The 26438-nt window shown below is 67.4% G+C and carries 25 protein-coding genes and 1 pseudogene; 10 read left to right on the top strand and 16 right to left on the bottom strand.

Annotated elements, in window-relative coordinates; translation table 11 throughout:
* Window positions 1-16 precede the first annotated feature (16 nt).
* The 3 genes from F1D05_RS23550 to F1D05_RS23540 form a co-directional block, all read right to left on the bottom strand.
* Window positions 17-457 (bottom strand): Rv3654c family TadE-like protein, encoded by a 441-nt coding sequence (locus F1D05_RS23550; RefSeq protein ID WP_185442476.1) that lies wholly within the window; start codon window positions 455-457, stop codon window positions 17-19.
* Window positions 454-855: a TadE family protein gene (locus F1D05_RS23545; RefSeq protein ID WP_185442474.1), complete on the bottom strand. Its 402-nt coding sequence runs from the start codon at window positions 853-855 to the stop codon at window positions 454-456. Before F1D05_RS23545 ends, F1D05_RS23550 begins: the two co-directional genes overlap by 4 nt.
* Window positions 856-930: 75 nt before the next feature.
* Window positions 931-1137 carry a DUF4244 domain-containing protein gene (locus F1D05_RS23540; RefSeq protein WP_185442472.1) on the bottom strand — a complete coding sequence of 69 codons (207 nt, stop codon included), beginning with the start codon at window positions 1135-1137 and terminating at the stop codon, window positions 931-933.
* Window positions 1138-1276: 139 nt separating this feature from the next.
* Between F1D05_RS23540 and F1D05_RS39040 the strand changes: the two genes are divergently transcribed.
* Complete coding sequence (locus F1D05_RS39040; RefSeq protein WP_206685807.1) at window positions 1277-3418, top strand: HNH endonuclease signature motif containing protein; 2142 nt, start codon at window positions 1277-1279, stop codon at window positions 3416-3418.
* 116 nt (window positions 3419-3534) lie between these two features.
* Entirely contained in the window at window positions 3535-3831 is a 297-nt protein-coding gene (locus tag F1D05_RS23530) for a YciI family protein (RefSeq protein ID WP_185442471.1), read from the top strand.
* Window positions 3832-3861: 30 nt separating this feature from the next.
* Here F1D05_RS23530 and F1D05_RS23525 read toward each other — a convergent pair whose 3' ends face one another.
* From F1D05_RS23525 to F1D05_RS40725, 5 genes are read right to left on the bottom strand one after another with little or no spacing between them, the layout of a single operon-like run.
* Entirely contained in the window at window positions 3862-4587 is a 726-nt protein-coding gene (locus F1D05_RS23525) for a type II secretion system F family protein (protein ID WP_246485903.1), read from the bottom strand.
* Window positions 4587-5426 (bottom strand): type II secretion system F family protein, encoded by an 840-nt coding sequence (locus tag F1D05_RS23520; protein ID WP_185442469.1) that lies wholly within the window; start codon window positions 5424-5426, stop codon window positions 4587-4589. The genes F1D05_RS23525 and F1D05_RS23520 overlap by 1 nt, the downstream gene beginning before the upstream one ends.
* On the bottom strand, window positions 5423-6580 hold the full coding sequence (locus F1D05_RS23515; RefSeq protein ID WP_185442467.1) for a TadA family conjugal transfer-associated ATPase: 1158 nt from the start codon (window positions 6578-6580) through the stop codon (window positions 5423-5425). The genes F1D05_RS23520 and F1D05_RS23515 overlap by 4 nt, the downstream gene beginning before the upstream one ends.
* The gene (gene ssd / locus F1D05_RS23510; RefSeq protein ID WP_246485902.1) at window positions 6577-7299 is read right to left on the bottom strand and encodes a septum site-determining protein Ssd; all 723 of its coding nucleotides are present in this window, start codon (window positions 7297-7299) and stop codon (window positions 6577-6579) included. Before ssd ends, F1D05_RS23515 begins: the two co-directional genes overlap by 4 nt.
* A 28-nt stretch (window positions 7300-7327) precedes the next feature.
* Window positions 7328-7657 (bottom strand): hypothetical protein, encoded by a 330-nt coding sequence (locus F1D05_RS40725; RefSeq protein WP_246485901.1) that lies wholly within the window; start codon window positions 7655-7657, stop codon window positions 7328-7330.
* Window positions 7658-7906: 249 nt separating this feature from the next.
* On the opposite strand from F1D05_RS40725, the gene F1D05_RS23505 reads away from it, so the two are divergent.
* Both F1D05_RS23505 and F1D05_RS23500 read left to right on the top strand, forming a co-directional pair.
* Window positions 7907-9655 carry a glycosyl hydrolase family 18 protein gene (locus tag F1D05_RS23505; protein ID WP_185442465.1) on the top strand — a complete coding sequence of 583 codons (1749 nt, stop codon included), beginning with the start codon at window positions 7907-7909 and terminating at the stop codon, window positions 9653-9655.
* Between the two features lie 28 nt (window positions 9656-9683).
* Window positions 9684-11240, top strand: coding sequence for a glycoside hydrolase family 18 protein (locus tag F1D05_RS23500; RefSeq protein ID WP_185442463.1), 1557 nt, complete (start codon window positions 9684-9686; stop codon window positions 11238-11240).
* A gap of 50 nt (window positions 11241-11290) precedes the next feature.
* Here the strand turns inward: F1D05_RS23500 and F1D05_RS23495 are convergent, their stop codons facing one another.
* Together F1D05_RS23495 and F1D05_RS23490 are read right to left on the bottom strand one after the other, a co-directional pair.
* Window positions 11291-12025 carry a hypothetical protein gene (locus F1D05_RS23495; protein ID WP_185442462.1) on the bottom strand — a complete coding sequence of 245 codons (735 nt, stop codon included), beginning with the start codon at window positions 12023-12025 and terminating at the stop codon, window positions 11291-11293.
* A gap of 58 nt (window positions 12026-12083) precedes the next feature.
* Window positions 12084-12860 (bottom strand): LysR substrate-binding domain-containing protein, encoded by a 777-nt coding sequence (locus F1D05_RS23490; protein WP_428994970.1) that lies wholly within the window; start codon window positions 12858-12860, stop codon window positions 12084-12086.
* Here F1D05_RS23490 and F1D05_RS23485 point away from each other — a divergent pair.
* Window positions 12850-14073, top strand: a complete 1224-nt coding sequence (locus F1D05_RS23485; protein ID WP_185442460.1) for an MFS transporter — start codon at window positions 12850-12852, stop codon at window positions 14071-14073. The two genes, F1D05_RS23490 and F1D05_RS23485, sit on opposite strands and share 11 nt — an antisense overlap.
* On the opposite strand, the gene F1D05_RS40720 is transcribed toward F1D05_RS23485, so the two are convergent.
* Genes F1D05_RS40720 through F1D05_RS40705 form a run of 4 tightly spaced genes read right to left on the bottom strand, consistent with a single transcriptional unit; the run spans window position 14062 to window position 16720 of the window.
* Window positions 14062-14574, bottom strand: a complete 513-nt coding sequence (locus F1D05_RS40720) for a helix-turn-helix transcriptional regulator (RefSeq protein ID WP_246485900.1) — start codon at window positions 14572-14574, stop codon at window positions 14062-14064. The genes F1D05_RS23485 and F1D05_RS40720 overlap by 12 nt on opposite strands.
* Window positions 14514-14990: a helix-turn-helix domain-containing protein gene (locus tag F1D05_RS40715; RefSeq protein WP_246485899.1), complete on the bottom strand. Its 477-nt coding sequence runs from the start codon at window positions 14988-14990 to the stop codon at window positions 14514-14516. The genes F1D05_RS40720 and F1D05_RS40715 overlap by 61 nt, the downstream gene beginning before the upstream one ends.
* A 4-nt stretch (window positions 14991-14994) precedes the next feature.
* Window positions 14995-15993: a chitinase gene (locus tag F1D05_RS40710; RefSeq protein WP_246485898.1), complete on the bottom strand. Its 999-nt coding sequence runs from the start codon at window positions 15991-15993 to the stop codon at window positions 14995-14997.
* A gap of 1 nt (window position 15994) precedes the next feature.
* Entirely contained in the window at window positions 15995-16720 is a 726-nt protein-coding gene (locus tag F1D05_RS40705; RefSeq protein WP_246485897.1) for a carbohydrate binding domain-containing protein, read from the bottom strand.
* A gap of 455 nt (window positions 16721-17175) precedes the next feature.
* Here F1D05_RS40705 and F1D05_RS23470 point away from each other — a divergent pair, with 455 nt between their 5' ends.
* Window positions 17176-17997, top strand: coding sequence for an HAD family hydrolase (locus F1D05_RS23470; protein ID WP_219732960.1), 822 nt, complete (start codon window positions 17176-17178; stop codon window positions 17995-17997).
* A 295-nt stretch (window positions 17998-18292) separates the two neighbouring features.
* Here the strand turns inward: F1D05_RS23470 and F1D05_RS23465 are convergent, their stop codons facing one another.
* Window positions 18293-19084 carry a Fic family protein gene (locus F1D05_RS23465; RefSeq protein ID WP_185442458.1) on the bottom strand — a complete coding sequence of 264 codons (792 nt, stop codon included), beginning with the start codon at window positions 19082-19084 and terminating at the stop codon, window positions 18293-18295.
* 24 nt (window positions 19085-19108) lie between these two features.
* Between F1D05_RS23465 and F1D05_RS23460 the strand changes: the two genes are divergently transcribed.
* From F1D05_RS23460 to F1D05_RS23445, 4 genes and pseudogenes are all read left to right on the top strand, one after another.
* The gene (locus F1D05_RS23460) at window positions 19109-21343 is read left to right on the top strand and encodes a bifunctional glycosyltransferase/CDP-glycerol:glycerophosphate glycerophosphotransferase (protein ID WP_185442456.1); all 2235 of its coding nucleotides are present in this window, start codon (window positions 19109-19111) and stop codon (window positions 21341-21343) included.
* Between the two features lie 136 nt (window positions 21344-21479).
* Window positions 21480-23186, top strand: coding sequence for an arginine--tRNA ligase (gene argS, locus F1D05_RS23455; protein WP_185442454.1), 1707 nt, complete (start codon window positions 21480-21482; stop codon window positions 23184-23186).
* 9 nt (window positions 23187-23195) lie between these two features.
* The gene (locus F1D05_RS23450) at window positions 23196-24227 is read left to right on the top strand and encodes an alpha/beta hydrolase (protein ID WP_185442452.1); all 1032 of its coding nucleotides are present in this window, start codon (window positions 23196-23198) and stop codon (window positions 24225-24227) included.
* A gap of 175 nt (window positions 24228-24402) precedes the next feature.
* A pseudogene (locus F1D05_RS23445) lies at window positions 24403-24771 on the top strand (N-acetyltransferase family protein); the annotation flags it as partial.
* 51 nt (window positions 24772-24822) lie between these two features.
* On the opposite strand, the gene F1D05_RS23440 reads toward F1D05_RS23445, so the two are convergent.
* Window positions 24823-26331: an MFS transporter gene (locus tag F1D05_RS23440; protein WP_185442450.1), complete on the bottom strand. Its 1509-nt coding sequence runs from the start codon at window positions 26329-26331 to the stop codon at window positions 24823-24825.
* Between the last annotated feature and the right edge of the window lie 107 nt (window positions 26332-26438).

Below are 26438 nucleotides of genomic sequence, written 5' to 3'. Positions count from 1 at the left end.
CCAAGTCTCCCCCCTTTCAACCGGCGGGGCCCGCGCGGGCGGGGGTGCTGACGGTAGGCGATCCCAGGAGGCCGAAATGCAGGACCACCCCGACCTCGATCGCAACGGTCTCGCCTTCGACCTGACAGCTATGGAGATCGACCCGTTGATTCGCGGCGATCCGCCGGGCTGTTCGGCACGGATCGTCCTCCCCGCTCTGCAGGGCCTGCGCCGCGCTCAGAGCCACCAGGTCGGCAGCAGCCGCCACGCGATGGGTGCCGACCGACACGGCAGCCCAGAGAACAGCCACCATTCCCGCACTCAGGAGCGCCATCGCGACCCACAGGGCCAGCAAGGTCCCAGCACCCAGCTCCGAACAGTGTCGGCTGATGGTTGGTGGTCGGCAGGACGGGACGCCGACACGGACGGTCGGACGGCAGGGGGTGGGCCGCGGGTAAGGGCTGTTGGGGGTGGTCATGGGGTGGTGGGGGTGGCTGGTTCGGATTGGATTGTCGCTTGGGCTTGGGCGTGGATGGGTGGGAGTTTGGCGAGTAGGGGCCACTCGGGGGTTACGTCGGCGGTGACTGTTACGTGGATGTCTTGGCCGTCGTGGGTGATGGAGACCGTTGCGCCTTCGGGTGCTGTGTGGGTGGCTAGCTGCTGGGCTGACTGGGGCAGTTCGCCGCGGGCTATCGCTCGGGCTACGTCTCTTGCTGCGTCGATGCAGCGGATGTTCGCTATCACCACGCCGGCCATCCAGAGGCCGAACACCATAGTTGCCAAGAGCACCGGTATGGCGAAGGCGACTTCGGCGGTCACAGCGCCGCGGTCGCGTCCTCGTCGAGGGTGCAGTCGTGTCCAGAGGGTCGTCAGCATCTCGTGCTCCTTCGTCGGTGGGCGAGGAGCGGACCCGCCGCGGCCTTGAATGGTGCGCCGCGGCGGGTCCGCCGGTCAGATCTGGACGTCGAGCCCGGCGGCCTTGAGGGCGAAGTTGATGATTGCCTTGAGCAAGGAAAGCATCGCGGACGACTTCAGCAACGCGATGAGAATGCCGCCGATGCCGCAGGCGGCGACCATCGTCACCGCATACTCGGCGGTCGCCGCGCCACGCTCGTTGAACTTGCGGAAGCGGCGGACTGCCACCAGCGCCTTGGACATGGGAAACCTCCTGATCTGCCGACCGGCTGCTCCGATCGACTCACTGACAAGATGCAGTCACCGAAGCCCTTGCAGAGCAGGAGATTTCAACCTGGGGACAACTACCTCACCGACACCACGGGATCTCCATCCGCGCAAGATGAACAACTTCAACATCAGGATCAACCACCTACCTTCTCGACAGATGTTCCGCGAGCTCTACACAAGATGCCTTAGGCAAGTACTACGCACGCGTCAGATCACCTTCGTCAACTCGATGGGACCTGGAGCTGTGGACGACCAAGTTGATTCGAAGTGTATTCGAACATATTGTCGATTCATGAGCAGATTCCCTAGCGGTCAACCAGCAGACGGGCCATCACGCCCGGCCCTGCCTGGCCCCGTGCCGCTGGGAGCGGGGCCGCTGGGTGCGGTGCCGCCCGGTACGGCGCCGCTGGGTGTGCCGCCGCAGGCTGCTCCACGGCCGCGACGGCAGAGCCTGCTGCGCCACGACATCGCCGATGACCCCGGCCACGGAGCGGCGTTGCTCGAGGCGATCCTGGCCCAGGACACCACTGGGCTGAGCGACGACGGGTGGGCGGATCGGCTGGAGGCGATCGAGCGGTCCAAGGCTCGCCTGGCCGCGTTGGAAGCAGAGGCGATCGCCGGGTTCGAAGAGTCCCTGCACGGCGTATCGGCCGACCTCGGGCACCGCCACCCCGAGCCAGGCGACCGCTCCGCGAACCCCGGCGAACGCCGCTGGGTCGCGGGTGACCTGCGTTCGGTCGCCGACGAACTCGCCCTGATCTTGAATCTGCGCAGAGGCCACGCAACGAGCCGGATCCACACCTCTTGCGAACTCGTCCACAACTTCCCCGCCACCCTGCGTGCGCTCCGGGAAGGCTGGCTGACCGAGCGGGCCGCGTTCACGATCGTGCAGGAGCTGTCGGTTCTGGACAACATCGACGACATCCGTGCTGCCGAGGCCGCCATCCTCGCCTGGGCACGGACCTACCCGTTGGCAGGGATCAAGCAGGCCTGCCAGCGTGAGGTAGCCCGCCGATCCCCGGCCGCAATGGATAAACGCCACCGGCGCGCCCACGACGAACGATCCGTGCGGATGTTCCCCGACGGCGACGGCCGCGCCACCCTCGTCCACGACCACGACGCCATCGACGCCGCCGCGGTCATGGCCAGCCTGCATCGCGCAGCCGCCCGCTACCGCCGCAACGGCGACTCCCGCACCACCGACCAACTCTGCTCCGACATCGTCCTAGGACGTCTCCTCCCACGTACCAAGCGCACCCACACCACCCCCATCCCTGGCGAGCCCATCGGTGAAGGCCAGCAGAACGGCAACGCACCGTATGGCGACTCCAGTCGCGATCCGTTTGATGGTGACCCGCCTGTTGCCACTGAGCCGCCCGATGACTACGGCTACAAGCCGGTCGATGATCTGGGCGACGAACCGTTCGGAGACCGGGCGTTTGACCACGGGTACGGCGACCTCGGCCGCGCGGCCGATCGTGATGCGCGCAAACAGCGCGACAGCCACCACGGTGAGGCCGGCGATCCCAGTTTCCCGGCCGATCGCGACCTGTCTGTGGATCTGGACATCAATGAGGCCGCAATCGGAGCAGAGGCGACAGTGGTGATCCATGCAACTGGCGCCGAAGTGGGCGCTTTGATCAACGGGGAGGTGGCGACTGGCGGAGAAGTCGACCACCATGGCCCCATCCCGCAAAGCTCCCTCCGCAAGCACCTCATCAACGCCCTCGCGCAAAGGCTGCTACCGAACCTTCGTACCACTCCCAACAGCCGCCGTCCTGGCACAACCGTCCGTCCCGCTCCCGCCTCTAACGCCGCTCTCGATGCGGCTCGCGGTAGTGGTGCGCGGATTGAGCTTCGGATGACCGATCGGCCGCCACCAAGCGATCCCGATAGGTACACACCGTCAGCCGCATTGGACAGGTTTGTCCGGCTGCGGGATCGCACCTGTCAGTTCCCCGGGTGCAACCGGCCTGCGGAGTTCACCGACGTTGACCACCGGGTCCCGTTCGCCGCTGGTGGACGTACCACCGCGGACAACCTGTGGTGCCTGTGTCGCCACCACCACCGCCTCAAGCATGAAGGCGGCTGGGAGATCCACTCCAATGTCGATGGCAGTTGTACCTGGATCAGCCCCACCGGACGCCGATACCGGAATAGCCCTGTCAACTACGAGCCGCCACCCGAACGCATCAACAAAGTGGCGCCCACCCGACCCCGCCGACCACCACCCGCTACCGATACCATCGCCTGACGTCGTCCGCACTGGCGGGCTCGTCACCGCATAGAGAGCCGACCGCGCCGTCCTCCGGGAGCCGGCCGTCGGTGCCGGAGCGCTCCTGGGTGTTGCGACGAATTAGGGTGGCCGGCATGTTCGTTTTGGAGCTGACCTATACCGCACCGCTCGAGCGTGTCGAGGAGTTCCTTGCCGATCACCTGGATTGGGTCAAGGTTCAGTACGACGCCGGGATCTTCGTCGCCTCGGGACGCAAGGAGCCTCGCGACGGCGGCATCATTCTTGCGCTCGGCAATGATGCGACGGCGGTCCGAGAGCTTGTGCAGACGGATCCGTTCGCGATCGCGGGGATTTGCGACTACCGCGTGACTCAATTCTTCGCGACGAACGTTGCCCCCGATCTCGACCGATACCGCGAGACGCCCAGCTGAACGGGAGACGCTCGCCTGAACGGGAGAAGGTCACCGGAACAGGTGGAGGATTCCGCTCAGCGATCCGACGACGGTCGGTACGACGCCCAGTAGGACGAAGGCGGGGAGGAAGCAGAGGCCGAGGGGGACGACGGCTCGGGATTCGACGGCGCGAGCTTGTTCCTCGACGGCCCAGCGGCGGGCTTGGCGTGAGTCGTCGGCGAGGTGTTCGAGGGACTTCGCCAAGGGGGCGCCAGAACGTAGAGCGCGCTGCACTGCGCGGGCGAGGCCGGCGCAGGCCGGCTCCGCAAGCAGAGTGGACCAGGCCTCGATCGGGTCTGTGCCTAAGGCGAGTCGGTGACCGACCCCAGCCAGCAGGTCAGCCAGGGGACCACGGATCGCCTTCGCGACTGTTCCGACAGCTGCTTGTGGCGGGCGACCGGCTCGCAAGCAGGCGGCGAGTAGGTCGACGGCCAAGGGGATGTCGGCCGCGATGCGGGCACGGCGCTTCCGCTCAGCAGCTGGCTCCAGCCGACTCAGCGCGATAGGGATGGCGAAGGCGATCGCGGGTGCGATCAGCAAGCCCAGCGGAAAGCCGAAGAGCAGTAGCGCGCCGATGGCGGCGAGTCCGGCCACTCGACGATGTCGACTGGAAGATGCGGGGAAGGCCAACTGGCTGGCGATCCGGCCACGTCGGCGGCCGAGTCGTCGTGGGCCTGGTCTGCCCGGCATGAGCAGAGCGACCGCGACTCCTGCGAGCACGACAGGTATCAGCATCACGAAGCCTCGGCGAGGCGATCAGTCCAGGCCAGTCCGGCGACCGACAACCCCAGACCCGCAGCAAGGGAGATCCAGCCAACTGGCAAACCGGTGAGGAACGCGATCGGATCGGCGCCGAGTGCATACCCGAGGGCAGCGCCGAAAAAGGGCAGTACTGCGAGGAGGCGAGCCGTCGCACGAGCCCCCGCGAGGCTGGCCGCTGTCTGACGGCGAATCGCCTCGTCGGCTCGCAACGAGTCGGCCAGGCGATCGACGATCCCCGCGAAGGCAGCACCCGACTCCTCGGCCACTCGCCAAGCGGAGGCCAAGGCGCGAAGCCCTTCGGCGCCAGGAGATTCGGCAGCAAGATCGAGCGCGGCCGGCACGTCACCACCGAGGCGGCAAGCAGCTGAGGCGATCCGGAGGTCAGCGCAGATCGTCGTAGCACCTTCGAGGGCCTCGGCCGGCGGCCGGCCAGCGGTCAGATCGGCACTGAGCACATCGCAGGCCTCGATGACCTCAACTCGCAGAGCAGCACCGGCGGAGCGCCGACGATGCTTGGCCCGCTGCCAGAAGATGACCGTGGTGATGACGCCGAGAGCCACGATGGAGACCACCAGTTGCAAACCGAGTGACCCCGCGAGGACGGCCGCGCCGACAACGGCAGCCGCAAGGATGCCGAGCCGTCGGCGGGCAGTATGGGCGAGGCCAATGCCCCCGATGGAGAGCAGCCGCCTGCGGTCCGAGACGCCGACAGCGTTGGGACCGGCCAGGCGATGCAGCCCACGTCCGCGGGACGGCAGGATCGCGAGGATGGCGGCCAGGGCCAGGCCACTGGCCAAAGCTGGGACTCTCATGCGGCACCTGCGAGCAGCTGGGTGAAGCGGGTGGCGCCGTCGCAGAGTTCAAGGTTGCCATTGGCAACGAAACGTACTGCGGGCAGAGTTGTTGCGTGGCCGTCGGTCGACCGGCTGATCACCCGGATCTCGGAGACGCGCCGGCGGCCATCGGGGCCTCGCACCAGGTGGATCACGGCCTGCAGTGCCGAAGACACCTGGCTGTGTAAGGCGTCGCGGCCCAGGCCTGCCATTGCGCCTAGTGCCTCAAGGCGGGTTGGCACGTCGGAAGCCGAGTTTGCGTGGACTGTGCCGCAGCCACCCTCGTGCCCGGTGTTCAGAGCACTCAACAGGTCCACCACCTCGGCACCACGAACCTCCCCGACCACCAGCCGGTCCGGGCGCATCCGCAGAGCCTGGCGGACCAGCTCGCGCAGCGTGATCTCGCCGGATCCCTCGACGTTGGGTGGACGCGCCTCCAGCCGGATCACATGCGGATGGTCCGGACGCAACTCACTCGCATCCTCGACCAGCACCAACCGCTCGGACTCGTCCACCAACGACAGCAGGCAATTGAGCAGAGTTGTCTTCCCCGTTCCGGTGCCGCCACTGATCAGGAAGGCCAGGCGTGCATCCAGCAGATCCCTCAGCACCGAAGCGCCGCCAGGAGGCAGCGATCCGGCGGCTACCAGATCCTCCAAGTCGAAGACCTTGCGCGATGGGACCCGTAACGACAGGCAGGTCCCTGGCGCAGCGACCGGCGACAGCACCGCATGGAACCGCGTCCCGTCCGGCAGCCGCACATCGACGTACGGCGTGGCGTCGTCCAACCGGCGCCCAGCCGCAGCCGCGAGCCGGGTGGCCAGTCGGCGGACCGCGGACTCGTCGCCGGTGCGGAGGGCGACTCGCTCGAGGCCAGAGCCACGGTCGACATAGACCTCGTTCGCTCCGTTCACCAAGATGTCGGTGATCCCCGGCTCGGACAGGAGGCCGTCGAGCGGCCCCGCACCCAAGGCCTCCCGGCGCAGTGCGGCTACCACCGCCAGAACAGTGGAATCGCCGAAGATCCCGCCATCGGCCCGCAGCGCGGCGGCAACTCGCGCGGGAGTCGGCTCCGCTCCCTGCGCCGCAAGGGTCCCGCGGACTCGCTCGAGGAGGTCGGGCGCGATATTCATGCGGCCATCGATCCGTAGAGCGCGAAGAGATCCAGCAGCTCGGACGCCGCACGCCCGAGTGCACTTCGTGGTCGCGGATCGAACCGCCCTTCGTCCATCAGGGAAGGAAGGTCTCGCTCAAAGCCGAGCTTGGCCGCCAGCGGCAGCGAGAGATGATCGGCGACGTCGATGGCCGACAAGCCGTTCAGCGCGGGCTCCCGCGCGACCACTCGCAGATCGGTGGCGACATCCCGCAACGGCGCCACCAGCCGGGCCGCCGCGGCACACGACCGCACATCCCGCGGAACGACCACCAGCGTCGACGTCGCCCGGACGAACGCCTCCTCGGCGGCCGGATCAGCCCGGCGCGGTAGATCGAGAACCACCAGATCGCTGCTCCGTTGCGCCGCACTCAGCACCGACCGCATCGCCTCCGGCGGCAACGCGGTCACGTCGGAACGGTCCCACGACAAGATAGCCAAGCCGGACACCTTCGGCAGAGCAGCTCGCAGCGCACCGGCGCTGACCCGCCCGGCAGCGTTGATCAGCTCCGGCCAGCGGGAACCTTGATCGGTTTCGCTGCCGAGCGCGAGGTCGATGCCCCCACCGAGTGGATCCCCGTCGATCAGCATGGTCCGCAGTCCTCGCCGGCTCGCAGTCACCGCCACAGCAGCGGCCAGCGTGGTCGCTCCGCCTCCCCCGCAGCCACCGACGAAGGCCAGCGTCACTGCCGAACGCACCCCGCCGTCCAGAGTGTCCGCGAGTTTGTCACCGAGCGCGGGCCTCCTCGGCGGGCAGTGGGAAGACTCCTTCGGCACCGATCGCGAGCGCACGTCGATACGCCTCCGGGTCGTCGGCGTCGACGCCGGCCACGACGACGCCGGATCGGCGTACGGGTTGGGTGCGGGCGAGTGGCTCGACCAGGTCCTGGCCGACGACGACAAGAGTGGGCGATTGCCAGCAGCGGCGCAGGCCGAGCAGGTCGTTCTCCACCTGGGGGGTCACCTCGGCGGCCGCGGCCAGGCGCAGCAGGTCGTCGAGCAGCATCTCGTCAGCGGTGGCGAACAGGACCGCCGGCGTCAAGGAAGTGTTGTCCATGCCTAGAACGTGCCGTCAACCGACGGCCCCGGCGGGGCCGATCGAAACCTGTGGACAACTGGTGTCGGATTTCCGTCAGCTGCGGCAATCCGCCAGCTCGACCTGGCGACCGGCGGGCGGCTAAAGGCTACGGTTCGTTTTAGAAATGTCTTTAACTAAGTTTCTTGCAGAATGTTCCGCCCCCGTCCATGTCTGGACACCTGCTGGACACCCGAGTATTGCTCCGCTCCTGACCGGAGGACCGCCCCCATGAGTAGAACGCGCAGCTTCGCCGCCGCGGCCACAGTGGCCGCAACCGCCCTGATCGCCGTCGCCGGCGTCAACGTCGCCACCGCCGGTCCACCTGAACCACAGGCCTCCCCACAAGCCGCGGCCGCCAGTAGCGGCGGCGTGAAGACGGCGTACTTCACCCAGTGGGGCATCTACCAGAACCTCTTCTACCCGAAGACCCTGATCACCACCGGTGCCGCGAGCAAGCTGGACTTCCTGAACTACGCGTTCGCGAACCTCCACCCGACCAACCACACCTGCTTCATGGCGAACTCGGCGGCCTCCCAGGACGAGAGCAACCCGAACGCCGGTGACGGCGCGGGCGACGCGTTCGCCGACTACGGCAAATCGTACGGCGCGGACATCAGCGTCGACGGCGTCGGCGACGTCTGGAACCAGCCGATCCAGGGCAACTTCAACCAGCTGAAGAAGCTGAAGGCCAAGCAGCCGAACCTGAAGATCCTGATCTCGATCGGCGGCTGGACCTACTCGAAGTACTTCTCCGACGCCGCCTCCAGCGACACCAAGCGCAAGGCCATGGTCAGCTCCTGCATCGACATGTTCATCAAGGGCAACCTGCCGGTGGTCGACGGCTTCGGCGGCCCGGGCAGCGCCGCCGGGATCTTCGACGGTATCGACATCGACTGGGAGTACCCCGGCTCGCCGAACGGTCACACCGGCAACCACTACAGCGCCGCGGACAAGCAGAACTTCACCCTGTTGCTCGCCGAGCTCCGCTCCCAGCTGGATGCCTACGGCAACAGTGTCGGCAGGAAGATGTGGCTGACCGCCGCCACCCCGGCGGGCCAGGACAAGATCGCCACCATCGAGACGAACAAGATCGGCCAGTACCTGGACTACAACAACGTGATGTCGTACGACATGCACGGCGGCTGGGAGGCCACCGGGCCGACCAACTTCCAGGACCCGCTGTACACGGCACCGAACGACCCGAGCAACCCGATCCCGCCGGGCCAGGGCAAGTACTCCGTCGACAGCGCCGTGAAGGCGTGGACCGCCGGCGACTCGGCGTACGGGATCCCCGGCGGGTTCCCGGCGAGCAAACTGACGATCGGATACCCCTTCTACTACAGGGGATGGAAGGGTGTCCCGGCAACCGCGAACGGCAAGTACCAGACGGCCACCGGACCCGCTGACGGTCACGCACTGAGCGGCAACGTGCCTGGCGTGTCCTTCTACAAGGAGCTGACCGGCTTCGTCGACAACCCCGCCAGGACGTACTTCGACGACGCGACCAAGTCCTCCTGGTTCTACAGCAACGGCACCTTCTGGACCGGTGACAACGCCCAGTCGATCAAGGCGAAGGCGGACTACGCGCACTGCAACGGGCTGGCCGGCGCGATGATGTATTCGATGGAGGCGCTCGACCCGGGCGTCACGCTCTTCAACTCCGTCGTCAACTCCGTCAACGCGGACACCCCCGGCTGCAGCGGTCCCCCCACCACCCCGCCGACGACCCCGCCGACCACTCCTCCGACGACGCCTCCCACGACGCCGCCGACCACTCCGCCCACTACGCCCCCGACCACACCTCCCACCACGCCGCCGACCACCCCTCCGACGGCAACCCCGTGGGCGCCCAACACGGCGTACGCGACCGGTGCACTGGTGTCTTACAACGGCATCACCTACCGCTGCATCCAGGGCCACACCTCCTTGACCGGCTGGGAGCCCCCGAACGTCCCCGCACTCTGGGGACGGGTCTGATCACGTACCGCCCACTGATCGGAGCATCATGAAACGCAAGAAGTTCCTGTCCGTAGCAATAGCAGCGATTGCCGCCGTAGTGGCATCGCTGATCGTCATCCCGGCAGCCCAGGCCGCCGGTGCGAGCGCCGCCTTCACCAAGGTCTCTGACTGGGGCAGCGGCTTCGAAGGCAAGGTGACTGTCACCAACGGCACCACCAGTTCTCTCAGTACCTGGTCGGTGGCACTGGACTTCCCGTCCGGCTACACCATCAGCAGTTCGTGGGACGCCACCCGGAGTACCAGTGGCCAGACCCACACCTTCACTCCGCCCAGCTGGGCGGGACCGTTGGCACCTGGTGCCAGCGTCACCTTCGGCTTCAACGGCAACCCGGGCAACTTCCCAGGTCTCGCCGCCTGTCGTCTGAATGGTGGTTCCTGCTCAGGAGGCGGCGGAGGCACGGTGCCGGGCGCACCAGGTGGACTCTCCGGTACGTCGACCTCTTCGTCGGTAAGCCTGTCCTGGTCGGCTGCTAGCGGTGCCACCAGCTACAGCGTCTACCGCAACGGTTCGAAGGTCGGCAGTCCGACCGGTACGTCGTACACGGACTCCGGCCTGACCGCGAACACCAGCTACAGCTACCAGGTGAGCGCGTCCAACGCAGCAGGCGAAGGCGCCAAGAGCAGCGCCGTTTCCGTCACGACGCAAACGGGCGGCACTCCTCCTGGCAACGGCTCCAAGAAGGCTGCCCCGTACCTCTACATGGGCTGGGGTGACCCGCCGAACCCGACGACGGTCATGAACGCGACCGGCATCAAGTGGTTCACGATGGCCTTCATCCTGTCGTCCGGCGGCTGCAACCCGGCTTGGGACGGCGCGCGGCCACTACAGGGCAGCGCGGACGCCAACGCGATCGCAGCGATCCACGCGGCCGGCGGCGACGTCGTACCGTCGATCGGCGGTTGGAGCGGCAACAAGCTCGGCCCGAACTGCAGTACGCCGGAGCTCCTCGCCGGCGCGTACCAGAAGGTGATCAGCGCCTATGGCCTGAAGGCGATCGACATCGACATCGAGAACTCCGACGAGTTCGAGAACGAGGCCGTCCAGGACCGCATCCTGGGCGCGCTCAAGATCATCAAGCAGAACAACGCCGGGATCCAGACCATCCTGACCTTCGGTACCTCGACCACCGGCCCGAACTACTACGGCAACCGGCTGATCGAGCGGTCCGCGGCGCTCGGTGCGAACATCGACATCTTCACGTTGATGCCGTTCGACTTCGGCAGCGGCAACATCTACAACGACACGGTCGGCGCGTCCACGGGTCTGAACAACAAGCTGAAGGCGACCTTCGGCTGGACCACCGCGCAGGCCTACGCCCACCAGGGCATCTCCGGCATGAACGGTCTGTCCGACCAGCAGGAGATGACCACGACGGCGACCTGGCAGAACATCACCAACTGGGCCAGGAGCAACGGTCTCGGCCGGCTGGCGTTCTGGTCGGTGAACCGTGACCGCGGCTGCGCGGGCGGCGGCGTCGTGTCCAACTGCAGCGGTATCGCCCAGGGCGACTGGGACTTCACCCGCATCACTGCAGGGTTCTAGAACCTTTCGTACGGCGGGCGGGCGCCCCTCCGCCCGCCGTACTCCGGGTCTCAGCTGATCGTCTGGGCGATCAGTTCGTTGCGGGCGTTCTGGCCGAGCGGCACCGTCGTGTGCACGCCGTCGCGCAGGTACATCGTCGGTGACATCCGCGACGGCTTCGCCGCCAGGAACTCGGCCCAGTGCACGATCTTCAGATTCGGGTGCCGCTTCTGGGCGTCGGCGAGCTGCAGGTTGATCCAACCGCTGTTGCGCTGGTCCGCAAGCTGGACAGCAGCCGCCTGACTCGTCCGCGACGCCTGGACGTTGACCCAGATGACCGTGCGGGTGGTGCCGACGATGCTCATGGTCCGATCGACCTGGGCCGCGAACACGGGCGGATTGAAGATGTCGTTCGTACCCGTCGCCATCAGGATCCGCTGCGGCATCCCGTAGGTGGTCGCCCAGTCCTGGAGTGCGTCGACCGCGGGGGTCGTCGGGCGGCCGGACCAGTTGTGCACCGCGAGCAGGATCCCGTCGGTGTGCAACCGCTCGGCGAGGGTGTACCCGTCCTGGACGGAGATGCTGTCGCCGAACATGTAGACCCCGTTGGCGTCGCGGACAGCGCGGATCGTGGCGGGCGTGGCGATCGCGTTCGACAAGTCCTGCCACGGGCCGAGCTCACCCGAGCCGTAGTCGTCGGCCGCGAACGCGGTAGAGGTGGAGGCAATCGATGCGACCGTCGCTACAGCGCCGGCGGCGAAGATTTGCCGTCTGGTGGGCTTCACGGACTTCCATGACTTCTGCACACCTGAACCCTGCCTGGCCGGACCGCCCGCGGCCAAGACTCTTTGCACCAACCTGCAATCACCAGGTTTGGACGAAGGCGCGAAAGCGATGAGCGGCCGGGGACAGCTCGCGGTGCAGCCGCCAGGCCAGGCCGATGTCACGACGAGCCCGTACGCCGGCCAGCGGGACCGGCGTCGCGCCACTCTCACTACCTCGTACTGCGCCGCCAGGCAGCACCGAGACGCCGAGGCCCGCGCCGACCAGGCGATCCATCGTGCCGAGGTCCGTACTCTCGAAGGCGACCTGCGGCGTGAACCCGGCCGCCCGGCACAGCTCGTCGGTCACCCGGCGGAAGCCGAAGTTGGGCCGCAGCGCGATGAACGGCTCGTCAGCGGCTTCGGCCAGCGCGACCCGCTTCAGACCGGCCAGCCGGTGATCGGGTGGGACGTAGAGACAGAGGCGCTGCCGCTCGAGCAGGTGCCAGCCGAACTGGTCGCTCGCGGGCCGCGGACCCGTGATGCCGAGCTCGGCCTCGCCGGAGTCCAGGTCACGGACGATCTCGTGCGACGGCTCTTCGCGCAGCGCGAACCGGATCGAGGGCGCCTCGCAACGGAAGGCCGTCAGCAGATCCGGTACGACGCCGGTGCCGACCGAGTGCATGAAAGCCAACCGCACCGTGCCCGACTCGGGATCGGTCAGCGCGTCGAAGCGGCATCGGTCAGTCGCTCGGACTCGGCCAGCACCACGAACCAGCGCAGATCGGCGACATGCATACGAATAACGTATCAATTTCAGCCGATTCCGACATTTTACGTATGCCAGCAGATCTGGCACCGTCGAAGGAATGCAGACCATCCCGGAGACCACGGCGGCCGGCTACCTGCCAGGTGATCCTGGGTATCGCCGGGTCTCGATAGCTCTGTTCACTGCCGCCCTGGCGACTTTCGCCATGCTCTACAGCACCCAGCCGCTGCTGCCGGAGCTAGCGAGCGTGTTCGAGGTCTCGCCGGGCCAGAGCGCGCTGACCGTCTCCCTGGCAACGCTCGGTCTCGGACTCGCGCTACTGATCGCAGCACCGGCATCCGAGGTCTTCGGCCGGACCAAGCTGATGCGTTGGTCAGTGTCAGCAGCCGCGGTCATTGCCGTCCTCTGCGCGCTAGCGCCCAGCTGGTCGGCTCTGCTTGCGCTCCGCGGCCTGCAGGGCATCGCGCTTGCCGGGCTGCCTGCAATAGCGATGGCCTACCTTCGTGATGAAATCCACGAGAGTAGCCACGCTCGCGCAAGCGGCCTGTACGTCGCCGGCACGGCGGTGGGCGGCATGACCGGCCGGCTGGTCTCCGGTGGCCTTGCTGACCTCGGTGGCTGGCGCATGGCGCTCGGAGGCATCGCGCTGCTGTCCACAGTCTGCGCAGTGCTCGTGGCGTTCCTGCTGCCGTCCTCGCAGAACTTCGTAGCCACGCCGCCCAGTCCAAGGCGACTTCTCGAGCAGACCGGCCGGGTGCTGAAGGATCCAGCTCTGCTGGCGCTCTACGGCATCGCAGTGACATCCATGGGCGCATTCGTCGCGGTCTACAACGCGACCGGCTTCCGGCTGGCGGCCGCGCCGTACGGGCTTGGGCCGGGGTTGGCAGGACTCGTGTTCGGTGTCTACCTGCTGGGCTCTGCGGGCTCAGCGACGGCAGGGAGGCTGGCAGACAAGTACGGCAGACGGGCCGTGGTTCCGATCGGCTGTCTCATCGCCATAGCGGGCGTTGCAATTACGCTGGCCTCGCCGTTGCCCATCGTGATCGCAGGACTCGGGGTGATGACCGCAGGCTTCTTCGCGGTGCACGGTGTGGTCAACGGCTGGGTAGCCGCACGCGCCCACGCAGGGGGCGGTGGCACAGCGCAGGCCGCGAGCCTCTACCTCTTCGCCTACTACCTCGGATCCGCTGTCTTCGGCGGCCTGGCCGGTACTGCGTGGACGCGCGCCGCCTGGCCCGGTGTCGTGCTGGAGGCCACCGGGCTGCTTCTCATCACCTTCTTGCTGACGCTCCTCCTGCGTCGGATCCCGAAGTTAGATCAATAGCCCACGCTGCCCTGCTCTCAGTCCTGCCTGGAATCGCGTGGTCGCGTCGAGCGACTTGAGGATGCGCTGCATCCGTCGCTCGACCGTTCGCTGGGCGACACCGAGCCGGCGGGCTATCGCCTGATCGGTCAGCCCCGCCGCAGCCAGCGCGAGCAGTTGGTGATCCTCCGCACTGAGCGGACCATCACCAGACGACTCCGGTGTCAGTGAGGTCGCCTGTTGCCAGAGCAGCTCGAACAACCGCACCAGCGCATCCAGCAGGCTGGACGGCCCCAGCTCGATGACCTCCTGCCCGGTCTGCAGCAACCCCGTCCGCCGATCGGAGACGACCAGCTTCAGAGGTACATCGCTGAGCATCCTGCAGCTGGCCCCAGCGCTCCGGGCAGCAGCCAGCTCGGCGGGATTGCCGAGCGCGGCCATGTCGTAGATCGTCCGGTAGCTCACGCCGTACGCCCGGCGCGGCTCCACCGGGAGTACGACGTACGGCGGCTTGTCCAGCACCAGGACCTCGGTCTGGGCGCTCTGCTGGGCTTGGTAGAACCGCTGGGCGATGGCCTGCTCCCACGGATCACGGTGAAAGGTCCGGACTCGTGGGCAGCCCGAAACTCCTGGGTGAGCACGGAAGCGCTGAGCCTGGCCTGGACGATCGCGGCCTGCTTGCGGAGAGCGAGTAGCTCGACCGCGGCTTCCGGTACGGCCGGGGTGTACCGGGCCGGGCGCCCCGCGGTACGGGACGCCAGGCCTAGTGACAGCAGCGACCTCAGGTGCCGGGCCACCCGTGCGGTGGCCCAGCCTGTGTCAGCGACAAGGTCGGTAGTAGTGGCTTCCGGCCGGGCCAGAAGCGTTCGGTAGAGCTGCTCGTCCTCGGAACAGACTCCGAGCGCTTCCAGTACCTGCACGGGGTGGTAGTTGTGCATGCCGTCAGGGAAGGGCGTGCACGTGGGGGCCGACTGTGCTGGAGAACCCATTGCCGTTCAGGGCGTCCCAGTTGGTCGACCAGGTCATCGCGCCACGCAGCGTGGGCCAGGTGGTGCTCGGCTTGAAGCTGCCGCAGTTGGTGCCCTTGGCGAGGCAGTCGAGCGCGTTGTTGACGATCGTCGGCGACACGTAGCCGCTACCCGCACCCCTGGACGAGGCAGGAAGGCCGAGGCCGACCTGGTCCGGCCGGATCCCGTTCTGCAGCATGATGCAGGCCTGCGCCGTGATGAAGTCGACCGTGCCCTGGGAGTAGACCTGCCCGTTGCAGCCGTTCATCGAGCCGGAGTTGTAGTACTGGACATTGATGATGGTCAGGATGTCCTTGATGTTCAGCGCCAGCTTGAAGTACTCGAACGAGGTGGCCTGCATGTCGATAGTCTGCGGCGCCATCGTGATCACCAGACCGGTGCCGAAGCTGGTCCGCAGGCTCCGCAGCGCCTGACCCAGGTACTGCGAGTTGACGCCGTTCTCCAGGTCGATGTCGACCCCGTCGAACCCGTACTCGCGCAGGATCGACAGCGCGCTACTGGCGAAGTTGGCGGCTGCCGTCGAGTTGGTGACGGAGACCGTGCCGTTCTGGCCACCGACGGACAGGATGACCCGCTTGCCGGCCTGGTGCTTGGCGGCGACGTCGGCCTTGAAGTCGGCCGCCGTGTAGCCACCCAGCCGGCTCGACAAGGTCGGGTCGAGCGTGAAGGTGATGCCGCCCGGCTTGCTCGGGTCCGTGTCGGCGAAGGCCACCGCGATCAAGTCGTAGTTGGCCTGCACGTCGCGGATCCGCTGGACCGTGGCCCCGTTGTCGAAGTTCTGCCAGTAGCCGGTCAGCACGTGCTTCGGCAGGGTGCCGCCACCGGGCGGCGGGTCGGTCGGGCCACTCGACGTCGTACCGGACACGCTCGCGCCGTACGCCGAGCAGTTTGCGGCCGCGTCGCAGGCACGCACCTTATAGCTGTAGCTGGTGCTCGGGCTGAGACCGGTAGCGGTCCAGCTGGTGACGTTCCCTACGCTCTGCGGGGCATCGGAGCCGCGGACCACGTCGTAGTGGTCTACGCCGCTCGCATCCGACGCGGCCCGACCAGGCGAGAGCCAGTGAGCTGGAGGTCGGGCTGCCCACGGTCAGACCACCGGGCGTGGTCGGCGGCGTGGTGTCCGGCGGCGGGCTGGTACCACCGGGACCGTCGAGGACGATGTCGTCCGCCTGGTACGCCGGTACGCCGTACCAGCCGTGGACATAGACCGTCACCGTGCTCGCCGAGGAGCTCGTGGTGAAGGTGGTCGTCAGTTGGTTCCAGGCGGAGTTGGTGCTCCACGTGCTGGTGCCACCGTCGGCTCCCAGGTACACGTTCGAGCCCTTGACCCAGGCGGACAGCGTGTAGCTCGTGCTGGGCTTGACCGAGACGGTCTGGCTGCAGCGGGCGATGTCGCCGGACGTCGGGGTGCCCTGGATCGCCCAGGTCCCGCTGTGCGCCGAACCACTGACGGCGGCGCCCGTACCGGCCGAGCAGGACCAGCCGGCCAGGGTGCCGGTTTCGAAGGTCCCGTTCGTGACGAGGTTGGTCGCGGCGGAGCTGGTGCCGGACACCAGCAGTACGCCGGAGACGGCGAGGACAGCGGACAGGAGGGTGGAGAAGATCGCGACGGTAGTGCGGGGGCGGGTTCGCGGTTTCATGACTCACAAAGTGTGACCAGTCAACTACATTGTCAAGACCCTACATAAAGTGGAAGCGCTCTCACGCTCAGGAAAAGTAAAACTGAACAATCTTCTAACCTTGGAAGCGCTCTACCGGGAGCTTTCGAGACGCTCGACCTGGAAGAGGAAAGGCGACGGCCCCCGGCGGGGGGGTGACCGGGGGCCGTCTTCGGCCACGGGCTCGGGGGGAGGAGCCGGGGGCCGATCAGGAGGCGACAGTCTGCCACTGTCGAGAAGTATGTACCCCCCGAAACCGGATCCCACACATCTCAGTTCGATAAAACCGAGAACGTGAATTCCGGGCGTCCGGAGACCCCTCAGGAGGTCGGCCGAACCAGTGTCACTGTCACACTGCTCAATAGTCTAACGGGAGAGTAGGCCACACGAAAGGCCGGGCCCCCTGGCGTTTCGCCGCAGCACCTATCCTCGACCCCATGGAGCACCTGGGGACATCCCGATCGGCGGCGTTTTTCGATCTGGACAAGACCATTATCGCGCGCTCCAGCACCCTGGCCTTCTCCCGCCCGTTCTACGCCGGCGGGCTGATCAATCGGCGGACGGTGCTGCGCAGCGCCTACGCACAGTTCGTCTATCTGCTCGGCGGCGCGGACCACGACCAGATGGAGCGCATGCGCGACTACCTGTCCGCTATGTGCACAGGCTGGGACGTCGAAACGGTCCGCTCGATCGTGGCCGACACCCTGCACCACATCGTCGACCCGATCGTCTACGACGAGGCCGTGACCCTGATCGAGGAGCACCACGCGGCCGGCCGGGACGTGGTGATCGTCTCCTCCTCCGGCTTCGAGGTGGTCGAGCCGATCGGGTCCATGCTCGGCGCCGACAAGGTGATCGCCACCCGGATGACAGTTGCCGACGGCAAGTACACGGGTGAGGTCGAGGAGTACGTCTACGGCCCGCACAAGGCGACTGCGATCACCGCGCTCGCCGAAGCGGAAGGCTATGCACTGAAGGATTCCTACGGGTACTCCGACTCGATCACCGACGAGCCGATGCTGGCCTCCGTCGGGCATCCGTTCGCGGTGAACCCGGATCGCGCCCTGCGCCGGGTGGCGATCTCGCGGGACTGGCCGGTGCTCGATTTCAGCAAGCCGGTCGCACTCGCCGAGCGCACCCGCTTCCACGAAGTACGCCGTCCCGCGGTCGCCGCGACCGTCGTCGGCGCCGGGCTGGCGGCAGCCGGAGTGCTGCTCTACGCGGCTCGCCGGCGGGCTCGTGGCACCGACGGTGTGTGACAGATCCTCAATTTTCACAGCTTCATGAAGGTCGGCTAAGCCCTTCCCACGAAGGGTTTGGCGGAGTACAAAAGAAGCATAAGGACGGAGCCTTCCAGCGAAGTCCTGAAGAGATTGCACGGCAGCCAGGCACCCACGCGGCGACCAGCCCATCCCAACCGGGCAGCACGACCTCAAGGCCGTTCCGAGAGGACCGGACCGAGGCGGCAGACAAGGTGCACGCTTGGTAACCAGGATGGCGTGCCAGCGACGGCGCTCTCGTCAGAGAGCGCCGTTCGCATCTCGGCGAAGGCGGCTATTTCCCTTGCTGGGCAGAGATGTTGAGCGGTGAACGTTCGGCACCGAGAGCCACGACCTCACAAGATCGCAACAGCCAGTCACGTACTCCGGTCAATCCGCCGGCCGCGTAATCACGTAATCCCTGCGCGTACGAACCGGCCAGTTCGAAATGACCGAGCTCCGGCACCGTGACCGAGACCGGGTCGATGCCGCGGGCAACCAGTAGGGCCCGCTCGGCGGCACGCGCGACCAAGCCGTTCGCGGTCGGGAACGGGCGCAGTACGGCGAGCTCCGCGTGCACGATGGCGGCCACCACGATGCCCGGCGCACTCGTGGGACCACTCAGTGCGCGGGCCAGGCCGTGCAGCCGCTCCCACATCTCGTCGGCTCCCGGCGCCTCGGGCAGGCCGGGGATGTCGTCCGGCAGCGGCTCGCGACTGGTGCGCAAGTGCCCCAACTGGTCTTCGCCGCCGAGTTCGGCGGCCGCCAACTGGTGCAGTCTGGTCCAGACCTGTACCGGGGTTTTGTTCGACTGTGGGGCGAGGCTCATCAGCTCGCCGGTCATCCGGACGGCGCCGGCGGCACGAGGGTCGGTGGCGCCCCGGCGTACCTGCTCGAGTGTTTCCTGACTACCGGCGAGCGCGGCCGAGGCGTGGGCGCCGCGGAGCAGAGCTTCGGTGGTCATGTCCGACCCGACCTTGCGCAGGCCCCGGTCCCGGAGCAGCACATCGACGGCGTCCCGGGCGGCCCGCGCCGCCGACCCGACCCCCTCCAGCGTCGCCAGTGGCTCGAAGACATCAGCAGTCATGACCGCAGCCTAGGATGACGTCTCATGGCCGCCAGCACCGACTCCGCCGGGGTCCCGAGGTTCAGCATCGTGGTCCCGTGTCACAACGCACGGGCCTGGCTGCGACCCTGCCTTGATTCGGTGCTCGGTCAGTCCTTCACCGACCTCGAGGTGATCGGGGTCGACGGCGCGAGTACGGACGGCTCCGGCCGGATCCTCGACGAGTACGCCGCGGCCGACCCCCGGGTGCGGGCGGTGCATCTGAGCGAGGATGTCGGGCTCGGGCTGACCCGCAACGTCGCGCTCAAGGAGTGCCGCGGCGAGTACGTGCTGTTCCTGGACGCGGACGACGTCTACCTGCCCGGCTCGCTGGAGGCCATCTCCGCCCGGATCGGCGACACCAACCAGCCGGATCTGGTGATGTTCGACTACGAGCGGATCTTCTGGGACGGCAAGGTGGTCCGCAACCAGCGGCACGACGCCTTCGCCCGGGAGGGCCAGGGCGTCTTCACCGCGGCGGAGCGACCGGTCTTCCTGACCTTCCTCGAGGTGATCTGGAACAAGGCGTACCGGCGCGACTTCCTCCGCCTGCACGGCTTCGTCTTCACCGCCGGGTACTACGAGGACGTGCCGTGGACGTACGCCACGATGCTCACGGCCGGCCGGATCGCCACCCTGGACCGGGTCGTCGTGCACTACCGGCAGCACCGGACCGGCGGGAACATCCACGCCACCCGGACCCGGCGGCAGTTCGACATCTTCGACCAATACGACCGGGTGAACGCGTTCATCACCGCCGACCCCGAGCTGGCCAGCTGGTGGCGGTTCGTCTTCGACCGATCGCTCGACCACATCCTGGCCGTGCTGTCCAAGCCCGAGCGGGTCGACCCGGAGATCCGGGCCGAGTTCTTCCACGCGGCGGCCGCCTTCGCCAAGCGCTGGAAGCCCGAGGGGTATGCGGTCGATCGCACCGGCCGTGGCTTCCGGCGCTGGCTGCTGATCCACGACGACTACGCCACGTACTCGACGCTGAAGCTCAGCTCGAAGGTGCTGCGCGGCAGCGCCTCGCTCCCGAGTCCCCGCAAGGCCGTCGACAAGCTGCTGCACCGCGAACTGGATCCGAACCTGGCCCTGTACTGCGCGTACTGGTTCAAGCAGTACGCGTGCAATCCCCGCGCGATCTACGAGAAGGCGGCCGAGCTCGCACCGCAGCTCCGTGGCGTCTGGGTCATCGACGCCGATCACGTCGCGGCCATCCCGGAGGGCGTCGAGTACGTGGTGGCCGGCTCCCCGGCGTACGAGAAGCTCTTGAACAAGGCGACGTACTTCGTCAGCAACATGAACCTGCCGCGGGACGTCGAGAAGCGCGACGGGCAGATCCACATCCAGACCCAGCACGGCACACCGCTCAAGACGATGGGCACGGATCTGAGGCACTTCCCGATCGCGGCGAAGGACCTGGATCTCGACGAGCTGATGCGCCAGGTCGACCGCTGGGACTTCAACCTGTCGTCGAACCGGTACTCCTCGGAGATCTGGGAGCGGACCTACCCGTCGCACTTCGAGGAACTCGAGTACGGATTCCCCCGCAACGACCGGCTGCTGACTGCGACGCTGGACGAAGTACGGGCGATTCGGGCGTCCTTCGGTTTCGACGACTCGCACCTGGTCGTGCTGTACGCGCCGACGTGGCGGGACGGGCAGGACGCCGTCCGGACTCCTACCGGCCTCGTCGATCTCGGTGGCGACGGGATCCACCTGGATCTGGACCAACTGGCCGCCGCCGTCGGAGAGCACGGCCGGGTGCTGGTCCGGACGCACTACTCGCTGTCGAAGCATCCGTCGGTGCACTCGAGCCGAGTCGTGGACGCCTCGGACCATCCACGGGTCGAGGACCTGATGCTCGCGGCCGACGTCCTGATCTCGGACTACTCCTCGATCAGCTTCGACTACGCCAACCTTGACCGGCCGATCATGCTGCTGGTCGATGACAAGGGTGCGTACGAGAACGCCCGCGGCACGTACTTCGACATCACCGAGTTTCCGCCGGGGCTGGTGGCGCGGTCGTCGGAGGAATTGCTGGCCGCGCTGCAGACCGGCCGGTTCGCCTCGGCCGAGGCGGCGAAGCACCGGCAACTGTTCCGCGAAAAGTTCTGCGAGTTCGACGACGGGCGGGCGGCGGAACGTGTCGTCCGGCGGATCTATCTGGGCGAGGACGAGCTGCCGTCGGTGATCCCGTTGGCGGAACGGCGACCGGCTCCGTCGCCACACCGGCTCTGAATCGTGCATACTTAGGGCCATGTCGACGAGCCCGGTGATCGCTAGCGCCCTGTGCGCTGCCTCCGGGCCTGCGACGACGACGCGCTGTCTGAACACCTCAGTCCTGTTCCGGTGCGTCGTTCGAAGGATCCTTGCCATGTCCGCTTTACTCCCTGTCCTTGCTGCCCGGTTGTCCGCCGCCGCTACGGCCACGTTCGGTACGTCGTACGCCGAGGTCGGCCCTGAGTTGCGGGCGGCAACAAGACCCGAGTTCGGTCACTTCCAGACCAGCCTCGCGCTCAAGCTCGCCAAGTCACTCGGGCTGCCGCCGCGGGTGATCGCGGAACGGCTGGTAGCGGCCGCCGAGCTGGACGATCTGTGCTCGCTGGAGATCGCAGGGCCTGGATTCGTCAACCTGACAGTGCATTCGTCGGTGTTGGCGGCGGCGGTGAACTCGCTCGCCGGGCAGCTGCCTGCGCGGGGCGAGCGGGTTGTGGTCGACTACTCGCAGCCCAATGTGGCCAAGCAGATGCATGTCGGGCATCTGCGGTCGACGGTGATCGGCGATGCGCTGTGCAATGTGCTGGCCTACGTCGGGTACGAGGTGATCCGGCAGAACCATGTCGGCGACTGGGGCACCCAGTTCGGGATGATGGTCGAGCAGGTTCTCTTCGAGCAGCTCGAGGTGGGATCCCTTGATATCGAAGGGCTTCAGCAGCTTTACCAGCGGGGACGGAAGCACTTCGACACCGAGCCTGCCTTCGCGGACCGGTCCCGGGCCCGGGTGGTGCTGCTGCAATCGGGTGACGCCGCGACGCTCGCGATCTGGGCGCAGATGGTCGAGGTCTCGCTGGTCGAGTTCGACCGGCTCTACGCCGTACTCGGCTCGCCGCTGGACCGGTCGGACGTTGTCGGCGAGAGTGCGTACAACGACCAACTGCCAGGGATTGTCGATGACCTGGCGGCCGCCGGGCTGCTGACGGAGTCCGACGGCGCGCAGTGTGCGTTCCTGCCCGGCTTCGTCGGCCGGGACGGTTCTCCACTGCCGGTGATCGTCCGGAAGTCCGACGGCGGGTTCGGCTACAGCGCGACGGATCTCGCCGCCGTCCGGTATCGGGTGGCCGACCTGCACGCGGACCGGATCATCTATGTCGTCGACCACCGGCAGGGCCTGCATTTCCAGCAGATCTTCACGCTCGCCCGGAATGCCGGCTGGCTGCCCGCCACGACGCAGGCCGAACATGTTGCCTTTGGCACCGTTCTTGGTCCGGACGGGAAACCCTTCAAGACAAGAGATGGTGGCACGGTCCGGCTCGCTTCCCTGCTGGCCGATGCGGTCGCTCGGGCGTCCGCGTTACTGGCCGGCCGGGACGACGAGATGCCGGCGGCCCAGCGGCAGGCGATCGCCGACGCGGTCGGAATCGGGGCCGTGAAGTACGCGGATCTGGCCAGTGACCGGATCAACGACTACGTGTTCGACCTCGACCGGATGGTGGCGATGTCGGGCAACACCGGCCCGTACCTGCAGTACGCGCATGCCCGGTTGACCCGGTTGCTCGACAAGGCCGGCGAGGCGCCCGGACCTGTGACGATGCTGGCGGAGCCGGCCGAGCAGCGGCTGGCGTTGCTGCTGACCGGCTTCGGCGACGCCGTCGTACAGGTTGCTGAAACCCTGCAGCCGCACAAGTTGTGCACCTATCTGTACGAGGTCGCGAGCGCGCTTTCGGCGTTCTACGAGACCTGCCCGGTGCTGCCGAGTACTGGTGAACAGCGGGCCGGCCGGCTGGGCCTGTGCGCGGCGACCCGGACCGTGTTGCACGATGGTCTGGGCCTGCTCGGCATCAAGGCCCCCGACTCGATGTGAGGTTGCCTGATGTTGCCCTGGTCCGCGGAACTGGCCGGCCGGTTCGAACAGCCCGTCTTCGACAGCACCGTACTGCGGGGAAACGTGCTCGGGGATCCGCACGAACGTCCGGTCCTGGTCTACCTGCCGCCCGGGTACGACGGGTCGGAGCAGCGGTACCCGTCGATCTATGTGGCGATGGGGTACACCGGGCACCTCGGGATGTGGTTCAACCGGCAGCCCTTCCGGCAGCCGTACCCCGAGTTGCTGGACGCGATGTTCGCGACCGGTGACGTACCGCCGGCGATCGTGGTGTTCGTCGACGGCTGGACCCGATTGGGCGGCAGCCAGTACCTCGACTCCCCCGGCACCGGGCAGTACCAGACCTACCTCTGCGACGAGATCGTGCCGTGGGTGGACGGGCGCTACCGGACGCTTGCCGATCGGGACCACCGCGCGATCACCGGGAAGTCGAGTGGCGGGTACGCCGCGATGGTGACGCCGATGCACCGGCCCGACATCTTCGGCGCACTGGCGACCCACGCCGGAGACGCCTTGTTCGACGTGGCCTACCGGCCTGAGTTCGCGCAGCGCGCCCGCCAACTGCGTGATCTGTACGAAGGGTCGTACGAGAAGTTCTTCGCCGACTTCGGGAGCCGGTCGGGGCAGAACAGCCGGCTCGATCTGGAGTTGCTGGAGATGTACGGCTACGCCTCGGCGTACTCGGCGTTGCCTGACGGGACAGTCCAGCTGCCGTTCAACGAGCTCGGGGTGGTCGTCCCCGAGATCTGGGAGCGGTGGCTGGCGAACGATCCGGTGGAGATGGCCAAGCAGCCTGAGTACGGCGAGGCGTTGCGGTCGATGCGCGCGGTGTGGATCGACGCGGGCAAGCAGGACGAGTACTACCTCGATCTGGGCGCGACCGCCTTCCGGCAGTCCGTCCAGAAGGCCGGCCTACCGGATGAGCGCGTGCACTTCGAGTTGTTCGAGGGGACGCACGGCGGGATCGAGTACCGCTACCCGCTGGCGGTGGCGTGGCTTTGCCGGCAGCCCGCCGGCTAGCAGAGCGCTCGATCGATCAGCGCGTCGACGGCGTCGTCGGTGGAATTCCGGTCGGGACCCCAGGGGGTGAGCGAGACGGTGATCTGGCGGCGACGGTCGGCGGTGGTGAACGAGTAGGTCAGGTAGACGAGAGCGTCGCCGTCGTTCCCGTACGCGGGACCACTGGGGTTCGACCCCGAGAGACGAGTCGTCCTGGCAGACCTGGTTCACCGGCTCGCGCGGGTTCCGCCCGGGGGTCTCGTTCCTGGTCCTCGACGACGATCAGATCGTGGCGTACTCCCTCGGCTACGAGCACGAGGCCGATACCGCGGTCACCGGGGTCCGCGATGTTTGGATCGGGCAGCTCGGCACCCGTCGCACTCACCGCGGCCGTGGTCTGGGTCGGCTCGTCCTCACCCGCTCGATGACCGAAGCGGCCGGGATCGGTTTCCAGCGCGCCTCGCTCGGGGTCGACGCCGAGAACCCCACCGGCGCACTCGGCCTCTACGAGAGCCTGGACTTCAGCGTCAAGTCCAAGAGCGTCACCTACCGACGCCCGTTCTGAGCCACGGCATCGGCGACCGGCGCCCCACCGCCGGTCGCCGACAGCTTCCTGCTAGATGTGCGAGTCCACGGCCTCGGGCTCGAGGGCGGTCGCCGGAACTGGGGCCGCGTTGCGGCGGATCCAGGGGCGGACGCCGAGGATGATCACCGTGAGCGTCAGCGCGGCGTAGATCGCCGAGCCGATGAACGCGGCGTGGACACCGTCGGTGAGGATCTCCCGGGCCCTTTCGGTCGGGTTGGCCGAACCACCGTCGGCGATGGACGAGCGGCTCGCGGTACCGAAGATGGTGACCAGGATGCCGAGGCCGAGGGCACCGCCCACCTGCTGGAGAACATTCAGCAGACCCGAGGCGGCGCCTGCGTTCTCCGGCTGTACGCCGGCCAATGCGCGACCGGTCAGCGGGATGAAGATCATCCCGGCGCCCAGCCCGAACAGCACCAGCGGACCGACGACTCCGGTCAGGTAGTGGCTGTCGATGGTCAGCCTGGTCAGCCAGATCATGCCTGCGGTTACCGAGATCGCACCGGCGATCATCAGCCGCCCACCGTCGACCCTGCCCAGCAACCGCGGCACGATCCGGGACGCGGTGAACAGCAGACCGGTCAGCGGCAGGAAGGACAGACCCGCGGCCAGCGGGCTCAGGCCGAGTACGCCCTGCAGGTACTGCGTGAGGAAGAAGAACATCCCGAACATCGTGCCGACCAAGAGCAGCATGGTCAGGTACGCCGCCACTCGGTCGCGATCCCGGAACAACCGCAGCGGCACGATCGGGTGGGTAGCGCGACGCTCGATCAGGACGAAGGTCGCCAGCAGAACCAGACCTGCACCGAACGCCGCGAGCACCTCGGCAGCACCCCAGCCGGCCTCGGCGACGCGGATGAAGCCGTAGACGAGAGACGTGATGCCGAGCGTCGAGGTCAGTGCGCCCGCGACGTCGAACTTGCCCGTCTCCGGCGGCGTCTCGGCGAGCACCAGCCGGGCGGCGATGACCAGGCCGATACCGATCGGGACGTTGATGAACAGACCCCAGCGCCAGGAGACCCAGTCGGTCAGCATGCCGCCGACGACCAGGCCGACGCTCGCGCCACCGGAGGAGACCAGGCTGTAGAGGCCGAGGGCCTTCAACCGGTCCGGCCCTTCCTTGAAGGTGAGCATCAGCAAGGTGAGTGCGGCCGGAGCCGCGATCGCGCCGCCGATGCCTTGGAGGACCCGGGCCGCGAGCAGGAGCTCGGCGGTCGGGGCGAGGCCACCGAGCAGGGAGGCGGCGGTGAAGACGGTGACGCCGGTGATGAAGACGCGGCGGCGGCCGAGCAGGTCGCCGGCGCGGGCGCCGAGCAGCAGAAGACCACCGAAGGCGAGCGCGTAGGCGTTCTGGACCCACGAGAGGTTGGACGGGCTGAAGTCGAGGGCGTGCTGGATCTTGGGCATCGCGATGTTCACCACGGTGCCGTCCAGGATCACCATCAACTGGGTGACCAGGATGACCGCGAGGACTACCGACGGCCGCCGCGCGGGCGTGCCGGTGGAGGCGCCGCTCGGCGCCACGGATGTTGCCGACATAGTGTGACTTGCTCCTTACCCCGAAGGGGCTAGAGTGGAAAACAGAAGAAGTGGAGCGCTCCTCCGGATACAGTACGGAGGGTACCTCCGCTTTTTCAAGTGATTTG

Origin of the sequence: Kribbella qitaiheensis, from assembly GCF_014217565.1 — a bacterium.
Classification (GTDB): domain Bacteria; phylum Actinomycetota; class Actinomycetes; order Propionibacteriales; family Kribbellaceae; genus Kribbella; species Kribbella qitaiheensis_A.
The sequence above is the reverse complement of the archived record's forward strand: the minus strand, read 5'-3'. Positions and strand labels throughout refer to the sequence as shown.